This is a genomic window from Pseudonocardia sp. 73-21 (assembly GCF_001899645.1).
Lineage (GTDB): Bacteria > Actinomycetota > Actinomycetes > Mycobacteriales > Pseudonocardiaceae > Pseudonocardia.
In genome coordinates this window covers 21,823-40,541 of record NZ_MKVV01000072.1, presented here as the reverse complement: position 1 = coordinate 40,541, position 18,719 = coordinate 21,823, and the positions used below count along the sequence as shown (strand labels likewise).

At 72.2% G+C, this 18,719-nt stretch carries 19 protein-coding genes; 15 read left to right on the top strand and 4 right to left on the bottom strand.

Annotated elements, in window-relative coordinates; genetic code table 11:
• Positions 1-44 precede the first annotated feature (44 nt).
• From BGP03_RS23150 to BGP03_RS23130, 5 genes are all read left to right on the top strand, one after another.
• On the top strand, positions 45-281 hold the full coding sequence (locus BGP03_RS23150; RefSeq protein ID WP_296374952.1) for an Lrp/AsnC ligand binding domain-containing protein: 237 nt from the start codon (positions 45-47) through the stop codon (positions 279-281).
• A gap of 8 nt (positions 282-289) precedes the next feature.
• Entirely contained in the window at positions 290-847 is a 558-nt protein-coding gene (locus BGP03_RS23145) for a DUF3515 domain-containing protein (protein ID WP_298799578.1), read from the top strand.
• Between the two features lie 66 nt (positions 848-913).
• Complete coding sequence (locus BGP03_RS23140; protein WP_296374949.1) at positions 914-1,573, top strand: metal-dependent transcriptional regulator; 660 nt, start codon at positions 914-916, stop codon at positions 1,571-1,573.
• Positions 1,570-2,832: an Nramp family divalent metal transporter gene (locus tag BGP03_RS23135; protein ID WP_296374947.1), complete on the top strand. Its 1,263-nt coding sequence runs from the start codon at positions 1,570-1,572 to the stop codon at positions 2,830-2,832. The genes BGP03_RS23140 and BGP03_RS23135 overlap by 4 nt, the downstream gene beginning before the upstream one ends.
• Before the next feature lie 20 nt (positions 2,833-2,852).
• Entirely contained in the window at positions 2,853-3,647 is a 795-nt protein-coding gene (locus tag BGP03_RS23130) for a class I SAM-dependent methyltransferase (RefSeq protein ID WP_298799577.1), read from the top strand.
• Here the strand turns inward: BGP03_RS23130 and BGP03_RS23125 are convergent.
• Both BGP03_RS23125 and BGP03_RS23120 read right to left on the bottom strand, forming a co-directional pair.
• The gene (locus BGP03_RS23125; protein ID WP_296374942.1) at positions 3,644-4,732 is read right to left on the bottom strand and encodes a D-alanine--D-alanine ligase family protein; all 1,089 of its coding nucleotides are present in this window, start codon (positions 4,730-4,732) and stop codon (positions 3,644-3,646) included. The genes BGP03_RS23130 and BGP03_RS23125 overlap by 4 nt on opposite strands.
• 62 nt (positions 4,733-4,794) lie before the next feature.
• The gene (locus BGP03_RS23120; RefSeq protein WP_296374941.1) at positions 4,795-5,688 is read right to left on the bottom strand and encodes an oxaloacetate decarboxylase; all 894 of its coding nucleotides are present in this window, start codon (positions 5,686-5,688) and stop codon (positions 4,795-4,797) included.
• Positions 5,689-5,766: 78 nt separating this feature from the next.
• Between BGP03_RS23120 and BGP03_RS23115 the strand changes: the two genes are divergently transcribed.
• The 4 genes from BGP03_RS23115 to BGP03_RS23100 are packed head-to-tail and all read left to right on the top strand — an operon-like array spanning position 5,767 to position 10,962.
• Entirely contained in the window at positions 5,767-6,420 is a 654-nt protein-coding gene (locus tag BGP03_RS23115) for a GntR family transcriptional regulator (protein ID WP_296374939.1), read from the top strand.
• Between the two features lie 3 nt (positions 6,421-6,423).
• A complete protein-coding gene (locus tag BGP03_RS23110; protein WP_296374937.1) occupies positions 6,424-8,466 on the top strand; it encodes a hydantoinase/oxoprolinase family protein in 2,043 nt (680 codons plus the stop codon).
• Between the two features lies 1 nt (position 8,467).
• Positions 8,468-10,324, top strand: a complete 1,857-nt coding sequence (locus tag BGP03_RS23105) for a hydantoinase B/oxoprolinase family protein (protein ID WP_298799575.1) — start codon at positions 8,468-8,470, stop codon at positions 10,322-10,324.
• Positions 10,321-10,962, top strand: coding sequence for an isochorismatase family protein (locus BGP03_RS23100; RefSeq protein ID WP_298799574.1), 642 nt, complete (start codon positions 10,321-10,323; stop codon positions 10,960-10,962). The genes BGP03_RS23105 and BGP03_RS23100 overlap by 4 nt, the downstream gene beginning before the upstream one ends.
• Here BGP03_RS23100 and BGP03_RS23095 read toward each other — a convergent pair whose 3' ends face one another.
• The gene (locus BGP03_RS23095; protein WP_296374931.1) at positions 10,963-11,139 is read right to left on the bottom strand and encodes a hypothetical protein; all 177 of its coding nucleotides are present in this window, start codon (positions 11,137-11,139) and stop codon (positions 10,963-10,965) included.
• A gap of 176 nt (positions 11,140-11,315) precedes the next feature.
• Here BGP03_RS23095 and BGP03_RS23090 point away from each other — a divergent pair, with 176 nt between their 5' ends.
• From BGP03_RS23090 to BGP03_RS23070, 5 genes are all read left to right on the top strand, one after another.
• Positions 11,316-12,845: an AMP-binding protein gene (locus BGP03_RS23090; protein ID WP_298799573.1), complete on the top strand. Its 1,530-nt coding sequence runs from the start codon at positions 11,316-11,318 to the stop codon at positions 12,843-12,845.
• 60 nt (positions 12,846-12,905) lie between these two features.
• Positions 12,906-13,319 (top strand): hypothetical protein, encoded by a 414-nt coding sequence (locus BGP03_RS23085; RefSeq protein ID WP_298799572.1) that lies wholly within the window; start codon positions 12,906-12,908, stop codon positions 13,317-13,319.
• 16 nt (positions 13,320-13,335) lie between these two features.
• Positions 13,336-13,761 carry a pyridoxamine 5'-phosphate oxidase family protein gene (locus tag BGP03_RS23080; RefSeq protein ID WP_296374925.1) on the top strand — a complete coding sequence of 142 codons (426 nt, stop codon included), beginning with the start codon at positions 13,336-13,338 and terminating at the stop codon, positions 13,759-13,761.
• A gap of 1,061 nt (positions 13,762-14,822) precedes the next feature.
• Positions 14,823-15,668 (top strand): helix-turn-helix transcriptional regulator, encoded by an 846-nt coding sequence (locus tag BGP03_RS23075; RefSeq protein ID WP_298799571.1) that lies wholly within the window; start codon positions 14,823-14,825, stop codon positions 15,666-15,668.
• 232 nt (positions 15,669-15,900) lie between these two features.
• A complete protein-coding gene (locus tag BGP03_RS23070; RefSeq protein WP_298799570.1) occupies positions 15,901-16,101 on the top strand; it encodes a DUF397 domain-containing protein in 201 nt (66 codons plus the stop codon).
• Between the two features lie 6 nt (positions 16,102-16,107).
• On the opposite strand, the gene BGP03_RS23065 is transcribed toward BGP03_RS23070, so the two are convergent.
• The gene (locus BGP03_RS23065) at positions 16,108-17,010 is read right to left on the bottom strand and encodes a proline dehydrogenase family protein (RefSeq protein ID WP_298799569.1); all 903 of its coding nucleotides are present in this window, start codon (positions 17,008-17,010) and stop codon (positions 16,108-16,110) included.
• A gap of 92 nt (positions 17,011-17,102) precedes the next feature.
• Between BGP03_RS23065 and BGP03_RS23060 the strand changes: the two genes are divergently transcribed.
• Complete coding sequence (locus tag BGP03_RS23060; protein ID WP_298799568.1) at positions 17,103-18,662, top strand: helix-turn-helix domain-containing protein; 1,560 nt, start codon at positions 17,103-17,105, stop codon at positions 18,660-18,662.
• The last annotated feature ends 57 nt before the right edge of the window (positions 18,663-18,719 follow it).

Genomic DNA, 18,719 nt, shown 5'->3' with positions numbered 1-18,719 from the left:
CCTCGGGTACGTTCGGCACTCACTCTGCCTGAAAGGGGCACACCGTGGTGCAGGCCTACATCCTTGTCCAGACCGAGGTCGGAAAGGCCGCCGCCGTGGCCGGCGAGATCTCCGCCATCACCGGCGTGATCTCCGCCGAGGACGTCACCGGACCCTACGACGTGATCGTCCGCGCCCAGGCCGACACCGTCGACGAGCTCGGCCAGCTGGTCGTCGCCCGCATCCAGGGCGTCGGCGGGATCACCCGCACGCTGACCTGCCCCGTGGTCCACCTCGGCTGAGCCGCCCGATGAACCGCCCGCCGGCCCCCGTCGCGATCGCGATCGCCCTGCCCCTGCTGCTCGCACTCGTGGTGGCGGGCATCGCGATCACGGTGCGGGCCCGCGGGCTCGACGGCAGCGCCCCCCCGCCGCCGGACACCACCCCGCTCGCCGTGGCCCCCGTCGACGCCCCGCAGGCCTCGGGCCCGCTGTGCGCCGGGCTACTGGCCGGCCTGAACGGCGACCTCCCCGCCGACGGCGGCACGCTCCCCCAGCGCGCGCAGGCCGACCCGGTGCAGCCGGGCGTGCGTGCGTGGGCGGCGTCGCCGCGGCCGGTGGTGCTGCGCTGCGGCCTGCCCCGGCCCGAGGAGCTGACGCCCACCTCGTCGCTCCTGGTGATCAACGGCGTCAACTGGCTCAAGCTCGACGACGGCGTGCCCGATCCGGTCGTCGTCACCTACGTGGCCGTCGACCGGCCGGTGTACGTGGTGCTGACGACGCCCACCACGGCGGGCAGCGGCCCGTTGCAGCAGGTCTCCGACGTCATCCGCACGACGTTGCCGGCCACCCCGGTGGCCGTGCGTTAGGTCTCACTCTGAGACACGTCTTCCGCGAATCGGTAGACGCACCTACATTCGTCGATCATGTCGGCTATGTCGCGCGCGTCCGAGGACTACCTCAAGGCCGTCTACCACCTCGGCACCCACGGCGACCCCGTCACCACCGGGCTGCTGGCCCAGGAGCTCGGCGTGTCGTCGCCGTCGGTCTCCTCGATGGTCAAGCGCCTGGAGGACGGCGCCCTGCTCGACCGCGCCGACGGCCGCTCCATCCGCCTCACCGGCGCCGGGGAGCGCGAGGCACTGCGGGTGATCCGTCGCCACCGCCTCCTGGAGACGTTCCTCGCCCAGGCCCTGGACGTGCCGTGGGACGAGGTGCACGCGGAGGCCGAGCTGCTGGAGCACGCGCTGTCGGCACGGCTCGAGGAACGCATCGACGCCGCGCTCGGCCACCCCACGCACGACCCGCACGGCGACCCGATCCCGCCGCGGGAGGGCCCGCACAGCGAGAGCTGGGGGGTGTCGCTGGAGAGCGTGGCGCCGGGGTCGCGGTTCCGGGTGGAGCGGGTGTCGGACCGTGACAGCGCCGCGCTGCGCCACCTCGGGCAGCTCGGCGTCGTCCCGGGAGCGCTGCTCGACGTCGAGGAGCAGGAACCGTTCGGCGGGCCGTACTGGGTCCGCATCGACGGTGCACGGCACGCGCTCGGCATCCCCCTGACCCGTCTCGTGCACGGCCGGACCGAGGAGCAGTCGTGACCGCCACCGGCGACCGCCAAGAGACGATCACCGAGATCCGCGAGCGGGGCGGGATCCGCAGCCGCCTGATCTTCTTCGGCCCCGCCTTCGTGGCCGCGATCGCCTACGTGGACCCCGGCAACTTCGCCACCAACTTCTCGGCCGGCGCCCGGTTCGGCTACCTGCTGCTGTGGGTGATCGTCGGCGCCAACCTGCTCGCGATGCTGATCCAGACGCTCTCGGCCAAGCTCGGCATGGCCACCGGCCGCAACCTGCCGGAGCTGTGTCGCGAGCAGTTCCCGAAGCCGGTCACGCGGCTGATGTGGGTGCAGGCCGAGCTCGTGGCCATCGCCACCGACCTGGCCGAGGTGATCGGCGGCGCCATCGCCCTGAACCTGCTGTTCGGCATCCCGCTGTTCACCGGTGGCGTGATCACCGGGGTCGTCGCGTTCCTGCTGCTGGCCCTGCAGAACCGGGGCTACCGCCCCTTCGAGCTGGCCATCGCCGGGCTGTTCGGCGTGATCCTGCTCGGCTTCCTCGTCACCGCGTTCCGCATCGACATCCCCGGCGCCGAGCTGGCGTCCGGGCTGATCCCGCGCTTCGACGGCACCGACAGCCTGCTGCTGGCCACCGGCATCCTCGGGGCCACCGTCATGCCCCACGTCATCTACCTGCACTCGGCCCTGACCCAGGGGCGCATCCCGGCGGTCGGGCCGGCGGAGCGGAAGTTCCTGCTGCGCCGCCAGCAGACCGACGTACTGGTGGGCATGGGCCTCGCCGGTCTCGTCAACGCGGCGATGCTCGTGATCGCGGCATCCCTGTTCTTCGGCACCGGCATCCCCGACACCGACACCCTCGAGGGCGTGCACGCCGGGCTCGCCCGGGCCCTGGACCAGCCGGCGGCGCTGACCTTCGCGCTGGCCCTGCTCGCGTCCGGGTTCGCCTCGTCGGGAGTGGGCACCTACGCCGGACAGGTGGTGATGCAGGGCTTCGTCCGCCGCAGCATCCCGCTGCTGGTGCGCCGCCTGCTCACCCTCGCCCCCGCGCTGGTGGTGCTGGGCATCGGCTTCGACCCCACGCGGGCGCTGGTGCTCTCGCAGGTGGTGCTGTCGTTCGGCATCCCGTTCGCGCTGGTGCCGCTGGTGCTGCTCACCCGGCGTGGGGACATCATGGCCGAGCTGGTGAACCGCAGGCTCACGACGATCGTCGCGTCCGTCGCCGCGGCGCTGATCATCGGTCTCAACGTCTTCCTCATCGTGCAGACCGTGACAGGAGCCTGACGCGGGAGGACCCTGCGCGGGTGACGTCCGACACCAGCTGGGTCGACAGCATGCCCGCGGTCTACGACCGGGCCCTCGGCCCGGCCCTGTTCGCCCCCTTCGCCGCGTACCTCGCCGAGGCGGTGGTCGGGCTGACGCCGCGCCGGGTGCTGGAGCTCGCCGCCGGCACGGGCGTCGCCACCGGGGAGCTGGTCGCGGCACTGCCGGGCACCGAGGTCGTCGCCACCGATCTCAACCCGGCCATGGTGGCCTTCGGAGCGGCGAAGGTTCCGGGCGCCACCTGGCGCGTCGCCGACGCACTGCACCTCGACGAGCCCGCCGGCTCGTACGACCTGGTCGTCTGCCAGTTCGGCGTGATGTTCTTCCCCGACAAGCCCGCCGCGTTCGCCGAGGCCGCGCGGGTGCTGCGACCCGGCGGGAGGCTGCTCGTCGCCGTCTGGGACGTCGTGGAGGCTTCGCCGTTCCCGGCCGCGCTGATGGCCGGGATCGCGGCGGCCCGGCCCGTGGACCCGCCGACCTTCGTGGCCCGCGTCCCGCACGGCTACCCCGATCCGGAGCAGATCGAGGCCGACCTGCGGGCCGGCGGGCTGGAGCCGGTGTCGGTCGAGCGGGTCGTGCTGCAGGGCACGTCGCCGTCGGCCGCCACCCTCGCCGACGGCTTCTGCCGGGGCACGCCGCTGCGCTTCGCGTTGCAGGAGCGCGGCGACCTCGACGAGCTGACCGCGGCGATCGCGGCCGAGATGACGGCCCGGCTGGGCGAGGGTCCGGTCGAGGGCGACCTCGCCGCGCTCGTCGTGGCGGCGCGGCGGCCCTAACGCAGGCCGGTGCCGCGGGCGAGCGCCGTCTCCACCAGCGTGGAGAGCAGTGTCGGGTAGTCGACGCCGGTGACCCCCCACATCCGCGGGTACATCGAGGTCGACGTGAAGCCCGGCATCGTGTTCACCTCGTTGACGGTGAGCGCGCCGTCCGGCCCGACGAAGAAGTCGACGCGGGCCAACCCCTGGCCGTCGAGGGCCCGGAACGCGGCGATCGCCATCTCCTGCAACGCCACCGTGGCCTCGTCGTCGAGCTTGGCGGGGATGTCGAACTCGCAGACGTCGTCGAGGTACTTGGACTCGAAGTCGTAGAACTCCGCGTCGCCGGTCACCCGGACCTCCGCCGGCAGGCTCGCGCGCAGTGTGCCGTCGGGCAGCTCCAGCACGCCGCACTCCACCTCGCGCCCGACGAGCGCGGCCTCCACCAGCACCTTCGGGTCGTGCTCGCGGGCGGTGGCGATCGCGGCGTCGAGCGCGGCCCACGCCGTGACGCGCGTGATGCCCATGGACGACCCCGCGCGCGCCGGCTTGACGAACACCGGCAGCCCGAGGCGGTCGCGCTGCTCGGACGTGAGGGTGGCGGTGCCGGGGCGCAGGGTCACGAAGTCGCCGCTGGGCAGGCCCTCGGCCGCGAGCAGCTTCTTCGTGAACTCCTTGTCCATCGCCGCCGCGCTGGCCAGCACCCCCGCTCCGACGTAGGGCACGCCCGCCATCTCCAGCAGTCCCTGGATCGTGCCGTCCTCGCCGTAGGGGCCGTGCAGCACGGGGAACACGACGTCGACCCCCGAGAACACCTCGCCGGCACGCTCGGGGTCGAGGACGACGAGACCACCGCGCGTCGGGTCGCCGGGCAGGGCCAGCGCCGTGCGGGACCCGTCGACGGACGGCAGCGCCCGGTCGGAGATGGCCAGCTCACGGGGGTCGTCGGAACCCAGGACCCACGCGCCGGTGGTGGTGATGCCGACGGGGACGATCTCGAACCGCTCGGGGTCGAGGTGGGCCAGCACGCTCCCGGCCGAGACGCAGGAGATGGCGTGCTCGCTGCTGCGCCCGCCGAACACCACAGCCACCCTCGTCCTGGTCATGGGGGCGAGGGTAGGGGGCCGCGCGCGTCGGAGACCGGGTGGGGCGTGCGGACGACCGCTGATCACGGGCCGAAACGCTGCTCCAGCTCGTGGATCTCGGGCAGGCCGATCAGGTCGGTGAAGCCGTCGAACGTGGGCAGGCCGGGCATGGCCGCGGCCGGGGTGCCGTCCTTGCGGAGCGTCTCGAGCAGCGCCCGGATGCCCGCCGTGGCCGCCAGCAGGGTGCCGATCGGGTAGAGCACGAGCGAGAAGCCCAATTCGGTGATGCGCTCCAGCGAGATCGGCGGGGTGCGTCCGCCCTCGGCCCAGTTGAACACCAGCGGCGCGAGGCCCTTCAGCTCCGCAGCCACCCGCGCGATGTCGTCCTCACTGGTGGGAGCCTCGACGAACAGCACGTCGGCACCGGCCTCGGCGTAGGCGCGGGCCCGGGCGATCGCCGCCGCCAGACCCTCGACGGCGGCCGCGTCCGTGCGCGCGATGATCACGAAGTCGGGGTCGCGGCGCGCGGCGGCGGCGGCGCGGATCTTGCCCACCATCTCGTCGACGCCGATCACGGCCTTGCCGCTCATGTGCCCGCACTTCTTGGGCATCACCTGGTCCTCGAGGTGGATGCCCGCGATCCCGGCCTGCTCGTAGCCCTGCACCGTGCGCACCACGGTGATCGCGTTGCCGTAGCCGGTGTCGGCGTCGGCGATCACCGGCACGTCGACGGCGGCGGCGATGCGCCGGGCGTTGTCGATCATCTCGGTGCTGCTGAGCAGGCCGACGTCGGGCCGCCCGATCAGCGACGCGGTGGTGCCGAACCCCGTCATGTAGACGGCGTCGAACCCCGCCTGCTCGACGAGGCGCGCCGAGAGCGCGTCGTAGGCGCCGGGCGCGACGAGCGGGCCGTCGGCCGCGAGCAGCTCGCGCAGCCGGGCACGAGGAGCGGTCGGCGCGGACACAAGGTCTCCCATGTATGCAAAGTAGCGGTCGAACCCTGGACAGCGGTAGCTCGCATCCCTAGATTGCACACAATCTCGGCGGGAGGGCACGTGACGCGGGCTTCGGAGCGGGCGGTCGACGCGGTGCGGGAGCTCATCCTGCGCGGCGACGTCGCCGCAGGTGGACGCCTCGGCGAGGCGGAGCTGGCCGAGCGGCTGGGCGTGAGCCGCACGCCCGTCCGGGAGGCGCTCAACCGGCTCGCCGCCGAGGGGCTCGTCGAGATCGTGCCCAACCGCGGCGCGCGGGTGAGCAGCTGGTCCGTCTCCGAGCTGGAGGCGGTGTTCGAGCTGCGCGCGGCGCTCGAGCCCCGGCTCACCGCGCTCGCGACTCCGCGGGCGACCGACACCGACGTCGGCGACCTGGAGGCCCTGGCCACCGAGATGCTCACCGTCGGAGCACCCGGCCCCGACCAGGACCTCGACGCGATCGTCCCGCTCAACCGCGCGTTCCACGGCCGCCTCACCGCGCTCGCCGACCACCCGGCGATGGCCACCGCACTGGCCGGGGCGATCCACGCCCCGATCGTGCTGCGCAACTTCCACGCCTACGACGACGCGTCGCTGCGTCGCAGCCTGGGCCACCACCTGGAGATCGTCGCCGCCGTCCGCGCCGGAGACGCCGCGTGGGCCCACGCCGTCATGACCGCCCACATCCACAACGCCCGTGCCGTGATGGTGCGGATCGCCCGGGAGCAGGAGACGTAGACCATGACCTACAGACTCGGTGTCGACGTCGGCGGCACCTTCACCGACGTCCTGCTCGTCGAGGAGGCCAGCGGGGCCACCTGGCGGGCCAAGACCGCGTCCACCCCCTCCGACCAGGCCGTCGGCGTGCTGAACGGCATCGGGAAGGTGTGCGCCGAGGCGGGCATCGCGATGTCGGAGATCGCCGAGGTGCTGCACGGCACCACCGTGGCCACCAACGCGATCCTGGAGGGCAAGGGCGCCACCGTCGGGCTGGTCACGACGAAGGGGTTCCGGCAGGTCCTGCAGATCGCGCGCTCCTACGTGCCCGGCGGGCTCGCGGGCTGGATCATCTGGCCCAAGCCCGAGCCGCTGGCGGCGCTGGAGAACACCGTCGAGGTCGACGAGCGCCTCGCCTCCGACGGCACGGTCATCCGCGAGCTCGACGAGGACGACGTGCGGGCGCAGCTCGCGAAGCTGGGAAGCGTCGACGCGCTGGCCGTCTCCCTGATCAACTCCTTCTCCGACCCGGCCCACGAGAAGCGCATCGCGGAGATCGCCGCGGAGCTGCTGCCCGGCGTGCCCGTCTCGCTCTCCTCCGACGTGCTGCCCGAGCTGCGCGAGTACGAGCGCACCGTCACGACCGTGGCGAACGGGTACGTCCAGCCGCAGGTCAAGCGCTACGTCGAGACGTTGCGCGGCCAGCTCCGCGAAGGCGGGGTCCAGGGCGAGCTCGCCATTCTGCGCAGCGACGGCGGCCTGTCCTCCGCCGACGCCGCGATCGCCTCCCCGGTGACGATGCTGCTGTCCGGCCCGGCCGGCGGTGTCACGGGAGCGGTGTGGGTGGCCGAGCAGTGCGGCTACTCCGACCTGATCACGTTCGACATGGGCGGCACGTCCACCGACGTCGCGCTGGTGCAGGGGCTGACCCCGCGCATCGGCCGCGAGACCAAGGTCGGCGACCTCACGGTGCGCGCGTCCAGTGTGGACGTCCGGACGGTCGGCGCGGGCGGCGGCTCCATCGCCCACGTGCCCGAGCTGACCCGGGCGCTGCGAGTGGGCCCGCAGTCCGCGGGCGCCGACCCCGGCCCCGCCGCGTACGGCAAGGGCGGCACCGAACCGACCGTCACCGACGCCAACGTCGTGCTCGGCTACCTGCCCGCGTCGCTGGCGGGCGGTGAGATCACGCTCGACGTGGCCGCCTCGCGCGACGCGGTGGACCTCGTCGCGAAGTCGATGGGGCTCGACTCCCCCGAGCAGGCCGCGGCGGGCATCGTCGACATCGTCAACGAGAACATGCTCGGCGGCCTGCGGCTGGTGTCGGTCCAGCAGGGCTTCGACCCCCGCGACTTCGCGCTCGTCGCGTTCGGCGGCGCGGGTCCGTTGCACGCCAACGCGCTGGGCAAGCTGACGGGCGCCTGGCCGGTGATCGTGCCGCCGTCGCCCGGGGTGCTGTGCGCGCTCGGCGACGCGACAACGTCGAAGCGGTCGGAGGCGGCGCGGACGGTGCTGCAGCGGTTCGCCGACCTCACCGGCGGCGAGCTGGTCACCGTACTGACCGACCTCGCCGCGGAGGCCGGTGCCCGCCTGGCCGACCAGGGCGTGGCCGAGGCCGACCAGACCACCACCTACCAGGTGGACGTCCGCTACCACGGGCAGGGCTTCGAGATCCCGATCGACGTCCCCACCCTCGACGGCGACCCCCTCGCCGCCCTCGCGGCCGACTTCGACACCGAGCACGAGCGGTTGTTCTCCTTCCTGCTGGGCACCGACCACGAGCTGGTCAACGCCCGCGCCACGGTGTCCGGCCCGCGCCCGTCGGTGGCGGCGGTGACGCTGCCCGAGAGCGAGGGCCCGCCGACCCCGATCGACACGCACCCGATCCACGTCTCGGGCGCGACCGTCGACGCACACGTCTACGACCGCACCACGCTGCGCGCCGGCGACGTGATCACCGGACCGGCGATCGTCGTGGAGATGGACTCCACCACCCTCGTGCTCCCCGACCACGCGGCCACGGTGCACGCGTCGGGATCCCTGCTGATCAACCCCGTTTCGGAGGCGTGACATGGCCCGGATCATCGAGACCGACACGGAGCCGACCGCGAAGGTCGAGGTCGACCCCGTCACCCTCGACCTCATCGAGAACGGCCTCCGCAACGCCCGCTACGAGATGGACGAGGTGCTCTTCCGCACCGCCCTGTCCCCCGGCATCCGCGAGCAGCACGACGAGTTCCCGCTGATCGCGGACCCCACCGGGAAGATGGTGGTGGGCCAGTTCGGGCTCTCGATCCCCGACTTCCTCGACGGCTTCGACGACACCGTCGAGGAGGGCGACGTCCTGCTCACCTCCGACCCGTACGCCTGCGGCGCGGCCATCAGCCACGCCAACGACTGGCTCATCGTCGTCCCGATCTTCGCCGGCGGGCGCGTGGTCGGGTGGGCGTCGATGTTCGGGCACATGTCCGACGTCGGCGGCAAGACCCCGTGCTCGATGCCCACCGACGCGCGCACGATCTACGAGGAGGGCGTGGTGATCCCGCCCTTCAAGCTCTACTCGAAGGGCGTGCTCAACGAGGACGCACTGAAGATCATCCTCAACCAGGTGCGGATGCCGGACTGGAACCGCGCCGACCTCAACGGCCTCGTCGCGGCGTGCCGCACGGCGAGCCGCCGGGTGCTGGAGATGTGCGACCGCTTCGGCACCGGCACCTACCTGAGCGCCCTGGACGCCCTGCTGCAGCGCAACTACGACGCCATGAAGGCGCTGCTCGCGATGGTGTTCGCCGACGGCCGCACGCTCAGCTTCACCGACTACATCTGCGACGACGGCCTGGGCAACGGCCCGTACGAGCTGAAGCTCTCGCTGACGCGCACCGGCGAGAAGGTGCACCTGGACTTCACCGGGAGCTCCCCGCAGGCGGCGGGGCCGATCAACTACTACATCAACGAGAACCTGACGCGGATGTTCTTCGGGATCTACATGATCACCGTGGCCGACCCGCAGATCCTCTGGAACGACGGGTTCTACCCGCTCGTCGACGTCACGATCCCCGACGGCTCGTACTGGAAGCCCAAGCACCCGGCGTCGCTCAACGGCCGCAACCACGGCATCGGGCGCGTGTTCGACCTGTTCGGCGGCCTGCTCGGGCAGACCAACCCGGCGCTGCTCAACGCGGCCGGCTTCTCGTCGTCGCCGCACTTCATGTACTCGGGCAACTACAGCTCCGGCGACCGCAAGGGCGAGTGGTTCCAGCTCTACTCGATCGGCTTCGGCGGCATCCCCGGCCGCCCGCTGGGCGACGGCCCCGACGGCCACTCGCTGTGGCCCAGCTTCGTCAACATCCCGTGCGAGTACCTGGAGTCCTACTACCCGCTGCGCATCGAGAAGTGGGAGACCATCGCCGACACCGGCGGCGCGGGCCTGCACCGCGGCGGCAACGGCGTCGACGTCGCGTACGTGTTCGAGGAGCCCGGCGAGATCGCGATCCACGACGACCGCTGGCTCACCTACCCGTGGGGCGTCAACGGTGGCACCCCCGGCGCGCGCGGCACGAAGTGGATCGACCGGGTCGACGGGACGCGCGAGGTGCTCCCGTCGAAGTGCCACGACGTGCCCGTCCACCCCGGTGACGTCCTGCACTTCGTCACGTGGGGCGGCGGGGGCTGGGGCGACCCGCTGGAACGCGATCCGGCGCTGGTGGAGCTGGAGGTCCGGCGCGGGCTGGTGACGGAGGAGGGTGCGAAACGCTACGGCGTGGTGGTCGGCGACCAGGCGGCCACCACGGCGCTGCGCACGGAGATGCGGGAGAGCCGTCCCGCGGAACTGCCGGTCTTCGACATGGGCCCGCCGATGGAGGAGATCCTGGCCAACTGCATGGCCGAGACCGGCCTCCCGGCGCCGAAGCGCCCGGTGTGGACGTGACGGGCGGCTCCGCCGCGCACGACCTCATGACCACCGGGCCGCACGGGGGCGCGTTCTCCGGGCGCGTCGGGTGGGGGGCGCGGCCGGCCGTCGTCGTCGTCGACCTCGTCCGCGCCTACACCGAGCCCGACGGGCCGTTCGCCCTGCCCGACCCCGGCCCGGCCGTCGCCGCGACGGCGTCCCTCGTGGCCGCGGCGCGGGCGGCCGGGGCCCCGGTCGTCTGGACCGTCGTGCGCTACACCTCCGGCATGGCCGACGGCGGGCTGTTCGTCTGCAAGGTGCCCGCGCTGGCCGCGTTCGCCGAGGACGCCGAGGGCGGCTGGGGGGAGCTCGTCCTGAAACCGGCCGCGGGCGAGCCGGTGGTGCCCAAGCAGTACGCGAGCGGGTTCTTCGGCACGTCGCTCGCCGCCACGCTGCGCGCCGCCGGCGTCGACACGGTGGTGGTCGCGGGCGTCTCGACGTCGGGCTGCGTGCGCGCGACGGCCACCGATGCCCTCAACCACGGCTTCCGCCCGCTGGTCGTCCGCGACGCCTGCGCCGACCGGACGCCCGGGCTGCACGAGAGCAACCTCGCCGACCTCGACGCGAAGTACGCCGACGTCGTCGGGATCGGCGAGGCCCTCGAGCACCTGCGCTGATCAGCGGCGGGACGACCGCCGCGCCGGGCGGCTCGTGCCGATCCCGGCCAGGTGCAGCGCGATGCAGAGCAGCCCGGCGGTGGACAGCGTCGTCGGGGTGAGGACGGAGAGGGAGTAGCCGGCGAGCTCGAAGATCAGCGCGAGTCCGAACAGGACCGCGGCGACGATGGCGACCATGGGATGTCCTTGGGGTCGGGGAAGGGGAATGCGCAGGATGTCGGGTCCGGGCGGTCCGCGCCGCCCCCGATGCCGACCTGTGACGTTGGGCTGAGCCGAACGGCCCACCGGGCCCTTGACCGGCCGTCCGGCCCCGCCGCAGGATGCAGGGCCGACGACGACGTCCGGAGGCTCCTGTGCCCGTCACCCCGCTCCCCCGTGGCGCCGATCCGTTCGACACCTCCGGCATCGTCCGCGACGACCGGGGGGTGGCCCACTACACCGGCCTCCCGTCGTCGTTGGTCACGATGCTGCGCAGCTCCGTCGAGGAGAACCCCGACGGCGAGGCGCTCGTCGAGGTCGGCGGGGAACGGCTGACCTACCGGCAGCTGTGGGACCGGTCGGCCCGGGTCGCCGGCGGCCTCGTCGCGGCCGGGGTGGAGCGCGGCGACCGGGTGGCCAACCTGCTCCCGGCCGGCGTCGACTGGGTGCTGGGGTTCCTCGGCACCCAGCTGGCGGGCGCCGTCGCGGTGCCGGTGAACACGCGCTTCGCCGAGCCGGAGATCGAGTACGTGCTGAGCGACTCCGGGTCCGACGCCGTGCTCCGGCCCGGCGAGCCGCTGCCGGACGGCGACCCCGTCGCCCGTGACGACGCCCGGGCCGCCGACCTCGCCGCGATCTTCTACACGAGCGGCACCACCGGCTTCCCGAAAGGGGCGATGACCAGCCACGAGAACTTCCTGTCCAACGTCGAGACGGCCATCCGCGTGATCGGGATCGACCGCGCCGACGGGCCGTCCGTGCGCAACCTCGTGTCCGTGCCGCTGTTCCACGTCACCGGGTGCAACAGCCAACTGCTCGTGCAGCTCGCGCTCGGCGGCACCACCGTCGTGCTGCCCGCGTTCGACGTCCGGGCGTTCCTGCGCACCATCGCCGAGGAGCGGATCGACACCCTCGTCAGCGTCCCGGCGATCTACGCCCTGGCCCTCGCCCACCCCGACCTCGCCATGCTCGACCGGGGCCGTGTCCGCCGCATCACCTACGGCGGCGCCCCCATCGCGCCGTCGCTCGTCGCCCGGATCACCGAGGCCTTCCCGGCCGCCACCGTCGGCAACGGGTTCGGCCTCACCGAGACCAGCTCGATCGCCACGTTCCTGCCGCACGCCTGGGCCGCGTCCGACGCCGACTCCGTGGGGTTCGCCGCGCCCGTCGTCGACCTCGCCCTCGACGCCGTGGACCCGGTCAGCGGGGTCGGCGAGCTGCTGGTCCGCGCCCCGAACGTCGTGCTCGGCTACTGGAACAAGCCCGAGGCCACCGCAGCCGCGTTCGTCGACGGCTGGCTGCACACCGGTGACCTCGCCCGCGTCGACGACGGCATCGTGCGCATCGTCGACCGCGCCAAGGACATGATCAACCGCGGCGGCGAGAACGTGTACTGCGTCGAGGTGGAGAACGCGCTCGCCGGTGCTCCGGGGGTGGCCGACGCCGCCGTCGTGGCGGTGCCCGACGACGTCATGGGCGAGAAGGTGGGCGCGGTGATCGTGCCGCTGCCGGGCACGACGTTCGACGCGAAACCGGTGGTGGAGTACCTGCGCGAGCGGCTGGCCGACTTCAAGGTGCCGCAGTACTTCGCCGTCAGCGACGTGCCGCTGCCCCGCAACCCCGGTGGCAAGATCCTCAAGCGTCCGCTGCGGGAGAGCACCGACTGGGGAGCGCCCGTCCGGTAGTTGTCCACAGGTTGCGCGAAACGCCCACGGGCGGACCGCGGCGCGCGCGACCCTGCCGGCATGACGATTCCGAACCCCACCGACGCCCCCACCCTCCTCACCGACGCCGACGTGCTGGCCCGCGTCAGCGCGCTGGTCGGCGTGGCCTGCGTCGACCGCCAGCTCTGGCTCATGTTCGTCGACGGCGACGGCCGGCAGACGCCCGTCGTGATGCCGGTGTCGGACGTGCCGCACCGCCCGCTGCCGCACCTGCTGCGCGGCCTCACCGAGGTGCTGCGCGGCCTGCGCGGTGATCTCGCCACCGACCTCGGGCCCGGCTCGGTGATCCTCACGCTCGAACGCCGCGGCCCGGATCGGTCGACGCCCCGCGACCGGGAGTGGTCGGCTGCCCTCGTCCGGGTGTGCCGGGAAGCGGAGATCGGGCTGCGCGGGGTGTTCCTCAGCAGCGACGCGGGCGTGCGCCGGATGGCGTGACCCCTACGGTGGTGGCATGGACCTCGATCCCGTCCGCCGCATCGTCGCGCAGGACTCCGGACTGGCCGGCGTGTCCGTGGTCCGCGCCGACGGCACGCCGCACACGTCACTCGTCAACGCCGGGGTGATGGACCATCCGGTGTCCGGCACGCCGGTGGTCGCCTACGTCACCTACGGGCCGGTGAAGCTGCGCAACCTCCGCGCCCGCCCCGCCACCTCGATCCTGTGGCGCGCGGGCTGGCGCTGGGCGGCCGTCGACGGCCCGAGCGAGCTGATCGGGCCGGGCGACACCGATCCCGAGTCGCTGCGCCTGCTGCTGCGCGCGGTGTTCACCGCCGCCGGTGGCACCCACGACGACTGGGACGCCTACGACAAGGCCATGCTGGACGAGGGGCGCGTCGCGGTGCTGGTGGAACCGGTGAAGGTCTACGGCAACGCCTGACTCGGTTCGACGCCAATCAGGACTACCCTTTCAGCCGTGGGGGCCAGCCCCAGCGTGGTCTCAGCACGACCAGAAGAATCCGGTCCCGGCGCACGCCATCTGGTAGGACCGCTACGCCGGCCGCGCCACAACTGGCCGCTATCACGTCATTTGCCGCATGCACGTCACTGCCGAGAATCCCCGCTGGCAGGTGCAGCCAGAGCCGGGCCTGATCAGGACGACATTGCGATCGAACGATCGTCGGCAACCGTCCACGATGATTCCGCACTCCCGCTTCCAGAAGACCTGCCCGAACCCGGTGGGGCACGATGCACCGTTGATAGACAGACCGCACCATCGTTCGGATCAGATCGCTCTGGGTCGCGGCCGCAGTGATGCCGCCGCTGACGACGACTCCTGAGACCGCAGCACCTGCAGCACCCAGACTGTGGACTGCCGTTGCCCCGACGACGACGAGTGCCTCTGCGAGCAGGATCTCGAACCACCATCGGCCAGCCACCACCAACAGGTTCGGCCGGTGGTACGGCGGCGGAAACAGCCGTCGGACCTCGTTGGTTGCGTCGCTCCGGGCCACATTGGACTCATGCGGAACGTGAGCCTTGCAATTGCAGGGTGGGCTAGTACTCTCTTCCACTGTCGTTGCCTTCCCGGTCACGTGCAGCTCAACTGGACGACGAGCCTGGGACAACGTCACGTCCGCCGGTGTTGGCGCACCGGTGGACACACAGTTGACGATCAGGGTTGGCTCGCCGCTCACCCTGTCGCCCGCGGAGAAGGCGCTGCAGTCCGTCAACACGGATGCGGCGCCTTTCTCTGTGTGGAGCCCGCGCTACGGGACGTCACGCAACACGACGAGGAGTGCTGTCCAGCCCGCTCACCTCCCGACATGACCACAGGCGGCCGTGCGCCGGTCGAGGTGCGGCGAGTAGCTAGCGAGACACGTAACCGCCGACTCGGTAGGGCACGTCACAATGGTGCGGGCAAAATGCCCGTTCGCGCAAGAGCTAGCTGGTACGGTTCGCGCCCGTGAGCCGGGACATGATCGTTGGTGGAGCCAGTCGATGAGCCGCGATCCCACTCCGGTCACCAGCCGCCGCGAGCTGGCCCGCACCCTTCGCGCACTCCGTAACCAGCATGGTCTCTCACTGATCAACGTCCACGATCAGACCGGGATCAGTCCGAGCTTCCTCTCGCGGGTCGAGCGTGGCATCAGAGGACTGAGCGACGAGAACATCGACCTGCTGTGCGCGCTATACCAGGCGCCTAGCTCAGTGAGGCGCAGCTTGAGGCAACTTGCCACGCTCAGCCGCGCCCCGTCATGGTGGGACGACCCAGACCTGCCACGGCCGATCCGCGAATACATCGGAGTTGAGCAGGTCGCTACAGCGATCACGATCTACGGCTCCATCGTGCCCGGCATCCTCCAGACGCGGGCGTACGCTGTAGCTCTCACAGAGGCAACGGCCTTCGACAGTGACAGTGCCGCACACACGGCCGCAGTGGCACAGCGACTCCAACGCCAACGGGTCCTCGACCGAGAAGATCCACCGTGGGTGAGCGTCGTGCTCGATGAGTCAGCCATCCGACGGCCTGTCGGGAACGCCTCGATCATGCGGGATCAGCTGGAGGCCCTGGAGTCCGCCAGCCGCCGACCGCGGACGTCCATCCAGGTGATCCCGTTCGAGGCGGGGGCGCACCCCGGACTGGACAGCAGGTTTGTCATGCTCAGCACGAACGACGAGCACAAGGCCGAGCTCGTCCATGTCGAGGGGCTCTCAGGCTTCCGTAACTTCGAGAAGCCTCGCGAGATTGGGCATTTCGACCAGGCTTGGCAGAGACTGTCTGCTTTGGCGCTCTCCCCGCCGGCATCCGTACGGATGATCACGGAAGCCTCCCGGCCCGATTGACCGACTACTACTCTCAGTAGCGAGCATGCTCGAGCCTGCCACCACTGCCACCGCCGTGCACGCCACATAGCTGACAACATCACGTCTGGGTCAACTTTTGCCGAAGCCCCTGCCCGCGAACGGAGTCAGCGAGTCGGTTGCGATAGCGTCACCGGCCAACCGGCCAACCGGCCGACCTTCCCTTTGCGGCTCCGCTCCCCATCGGCCCGCAGACCTCGAAGGCAGTGACCGCGTGACGGACAGTCAATTGCAGTGGATCAAGGCGCGCAAAAGTTACGGGATCGGCGAATGTGTCGAACTCGCCGACGCAGGTGAGATCATCAAACTCAGAGATTCAAAGAGCCCGGACGCAGCTCCCTTCAACTTCACCCGTCGCGAGATCGCCGCGTTCATCGACGGAGCCAGGAACGGCGAGTTCGACCATCTGACCTGATCGAGCTCAGCCCCGCGTGAGCAGGGAGCGGGCGAAGAAGGCCAGGTTGGCGGGGCGCTCGCCGAGGCGGCGCATGAAGTAGCCGAACCACTCGGTGCCGTAGGGCAGGTAGACGCGCAGGGCCTCGCCCTCGGCGGCCAGCGCCACCTGGGCGTCGGGGCGCACGCCGTGCAGCATCTGCAGCTCGTAGGGTCGCCCGCGGCCCAGGTGCCGGGCGATGCCGACCAGCCGGGGGTCGTGGGTGGCCGCCATCGGCAGTCCCTCGCCCGCCATGAGGACCTTGAGGCAGCGCACGTAGGACAGGTCGACCTCCGCCCGGCTCTCGAACGCCACCGAGGCCGGCTCCGCGTACGCGCCCTTGCACAGCCGCACCCGTGACCCCGGGCCGGCCAGATCACGGCAGTCGGCCTCGGTCCGGCGCAGCTGCGACTGGAGCACGGCCCCGACCCACGGGAAGTCGACGCGCAGCTCGCGGACGGTGTCCAGCGTCCGGTCGGTGGTGGTGTGGTCCTCCATGTCGACGGTCACCGTCGTGCCGGCTGCGGCCGCCGCCGTGCAGATCTCGCGCGCCGACTCCAGCGCGATCTTGTCCGCGTCGGTGGCGAGGCTCTGGCCCAGGGCGGAGAGCTTCACCGAGACCCCGACGCGCGGGGCGAGGTCGTCGAGGCGCCCCAGCAGCGTCACGTAGGTCGCGACGGTGGCGCCGGCCTGCGCACGGTCGGTGGTGTCCTCGCCGAGGTGGTCGATGGTCACCAGCCGGTCCGCGGCGAGGTGGCGGGCGACAGCCAGCACGTCGTCGTCGGACGGGCCGGCTACGAACCGGTCCACGAGCGGGTCGAACGGCCCGGACTCGACCAGGGACCGGACGGCGTGCGAGCGGGCGGCGGCGTGGAGCGTCGACCTGAGCATGGGAGAACGGTAGGTCGGCGATCCCCGTCGACGGCTTGTCCGACCGGCTAACGTCGACCGCAGCACGTGGTCCGAATCGACGAGGAGTCGCCGTGGAACCCACCCTGCGCCGGCTGCTCGCGGCCGTCGGCGAGCCGCTCGTCGACGTGGTCTGCGCCCCGGCCGGCCTGGACGTGCGCATCACCGGCCTGGCCATCGTCGACCCCGATGACGAGACCGACGAGCACCCCGGCCAGCTGGTGCTGGTCATCGGCGCCCGAGGTCGCGACGCGGTGTGGGCGCTGCGGCGGGCCGCGGCGGGCGGAGCCACCGCCGTCGCGGTCAAGGACGCCGACCCGCTGCGGACGGACGCGGTGGCCACCGGCGTGGTGCTGCTCGGCGTGCGCTCCGACGTGCGGTGGGAGCGGCTCGAGTACCTGGCCCGGGCCGTGCTCGACACCGGCGACGTCGACGACGGTCCGGACGACCTCTTCGCGCTCGCGCAGACCACCGCCCTGCTCACCCGCGGCATCGTCAGCATCGAGGACACCGGGAGCAGGGTGCTCGCCTACTCCCGTTCCGACGGCGACGACGCCCAGGTCGACGAGCTGCGCCGGCTGTCCATCCTGGGCTGGCAGGGCCCGGCCGACTACCTGCGGATGCTGCGCGAGTGGGGCGTGTTCGACCGGCTGCGGGAGAGCGAGGACGTCGTCGTCGCCGTCGACGAGCACGAGGAGCTCGGCATCCGCCGCCGCCTCGCGATCGGCATCCACGCGGGCGCCCGGCAGCTGGGCACGATCTGGGTGCAGGAGGGGGCGACGCCGCTGTCGGAGCGGTCGGCCGAGGTGCTGGTCGGGGCGGCGCGGGTGGCCGCGGGACACCTCGTCCGCCGTCGCCGCACCGCACCCGGCTGGGGTCGCGACCTGGTCGCGGGCCTCCTCGACGGGCGCACCGGTCCCGATCTCGTCGCCGCGGCGTTCGGCCTGGACGAGCACGCGCCCGCGGTGGTGGTGGCGTTCGCGGTGGGAGCAGGGGACGGCGTGACCCACGAGCTGACCGTCAGCGAGCTCACGGACGTCGTCTCCGTCCACGCCGCCGCCTACCGCCGCTCGGCGCTGACCGCCGCGCTCGGCGGACGCGTCTACGCCGTGCTGTCCGGGGTGCCGCCCGAGCGCACGGAACCGGCCCTGACCGCGATGTGCGCCGAGGTCGTCGCCGTCACGCTGCGTCGCACCGGGATGCGGGTGCGGGCGGGCGTCGGGTCGGCCGGGCCCGGGCTGGCCGGCGTCCCCGTGTCGCGGGCCGAGGCCGACCGCGTCCTCGACGCGATGCCCGCCGGCACCGACGTCGCCCTGATCGGCGACCTGCGCGCGGAGGTGCTGCTCGGACGCACCTTGGCGCTGTTGGAGGAGAGCCCCGACCTGCGTGATCCGGCGGTCGTCCGGCTCGTCGAGTACGACCGGGAGCACAGCGGCGATCTCGTCCCCTCGGTGCTGGCGTGGCTGGACGCGATGGGCGACGTGCGGGCCGCGGCGGAGCGTCTGACCGTCCACCCGAACACGCTGCGCTACCGCATCCGGCGCGCGACGGCGGTGGCGGACCTGCGCCTCGACGACCCCCACGCCCGCCTGGTGCACCATCTGCAACTCCTCGCGGTGACCCGCTTCCCGTGATCGCAGTCCACCGCACGGCAACGCCCCGTTCGGGGCCGTGCGGTACGGCGCGCGGCG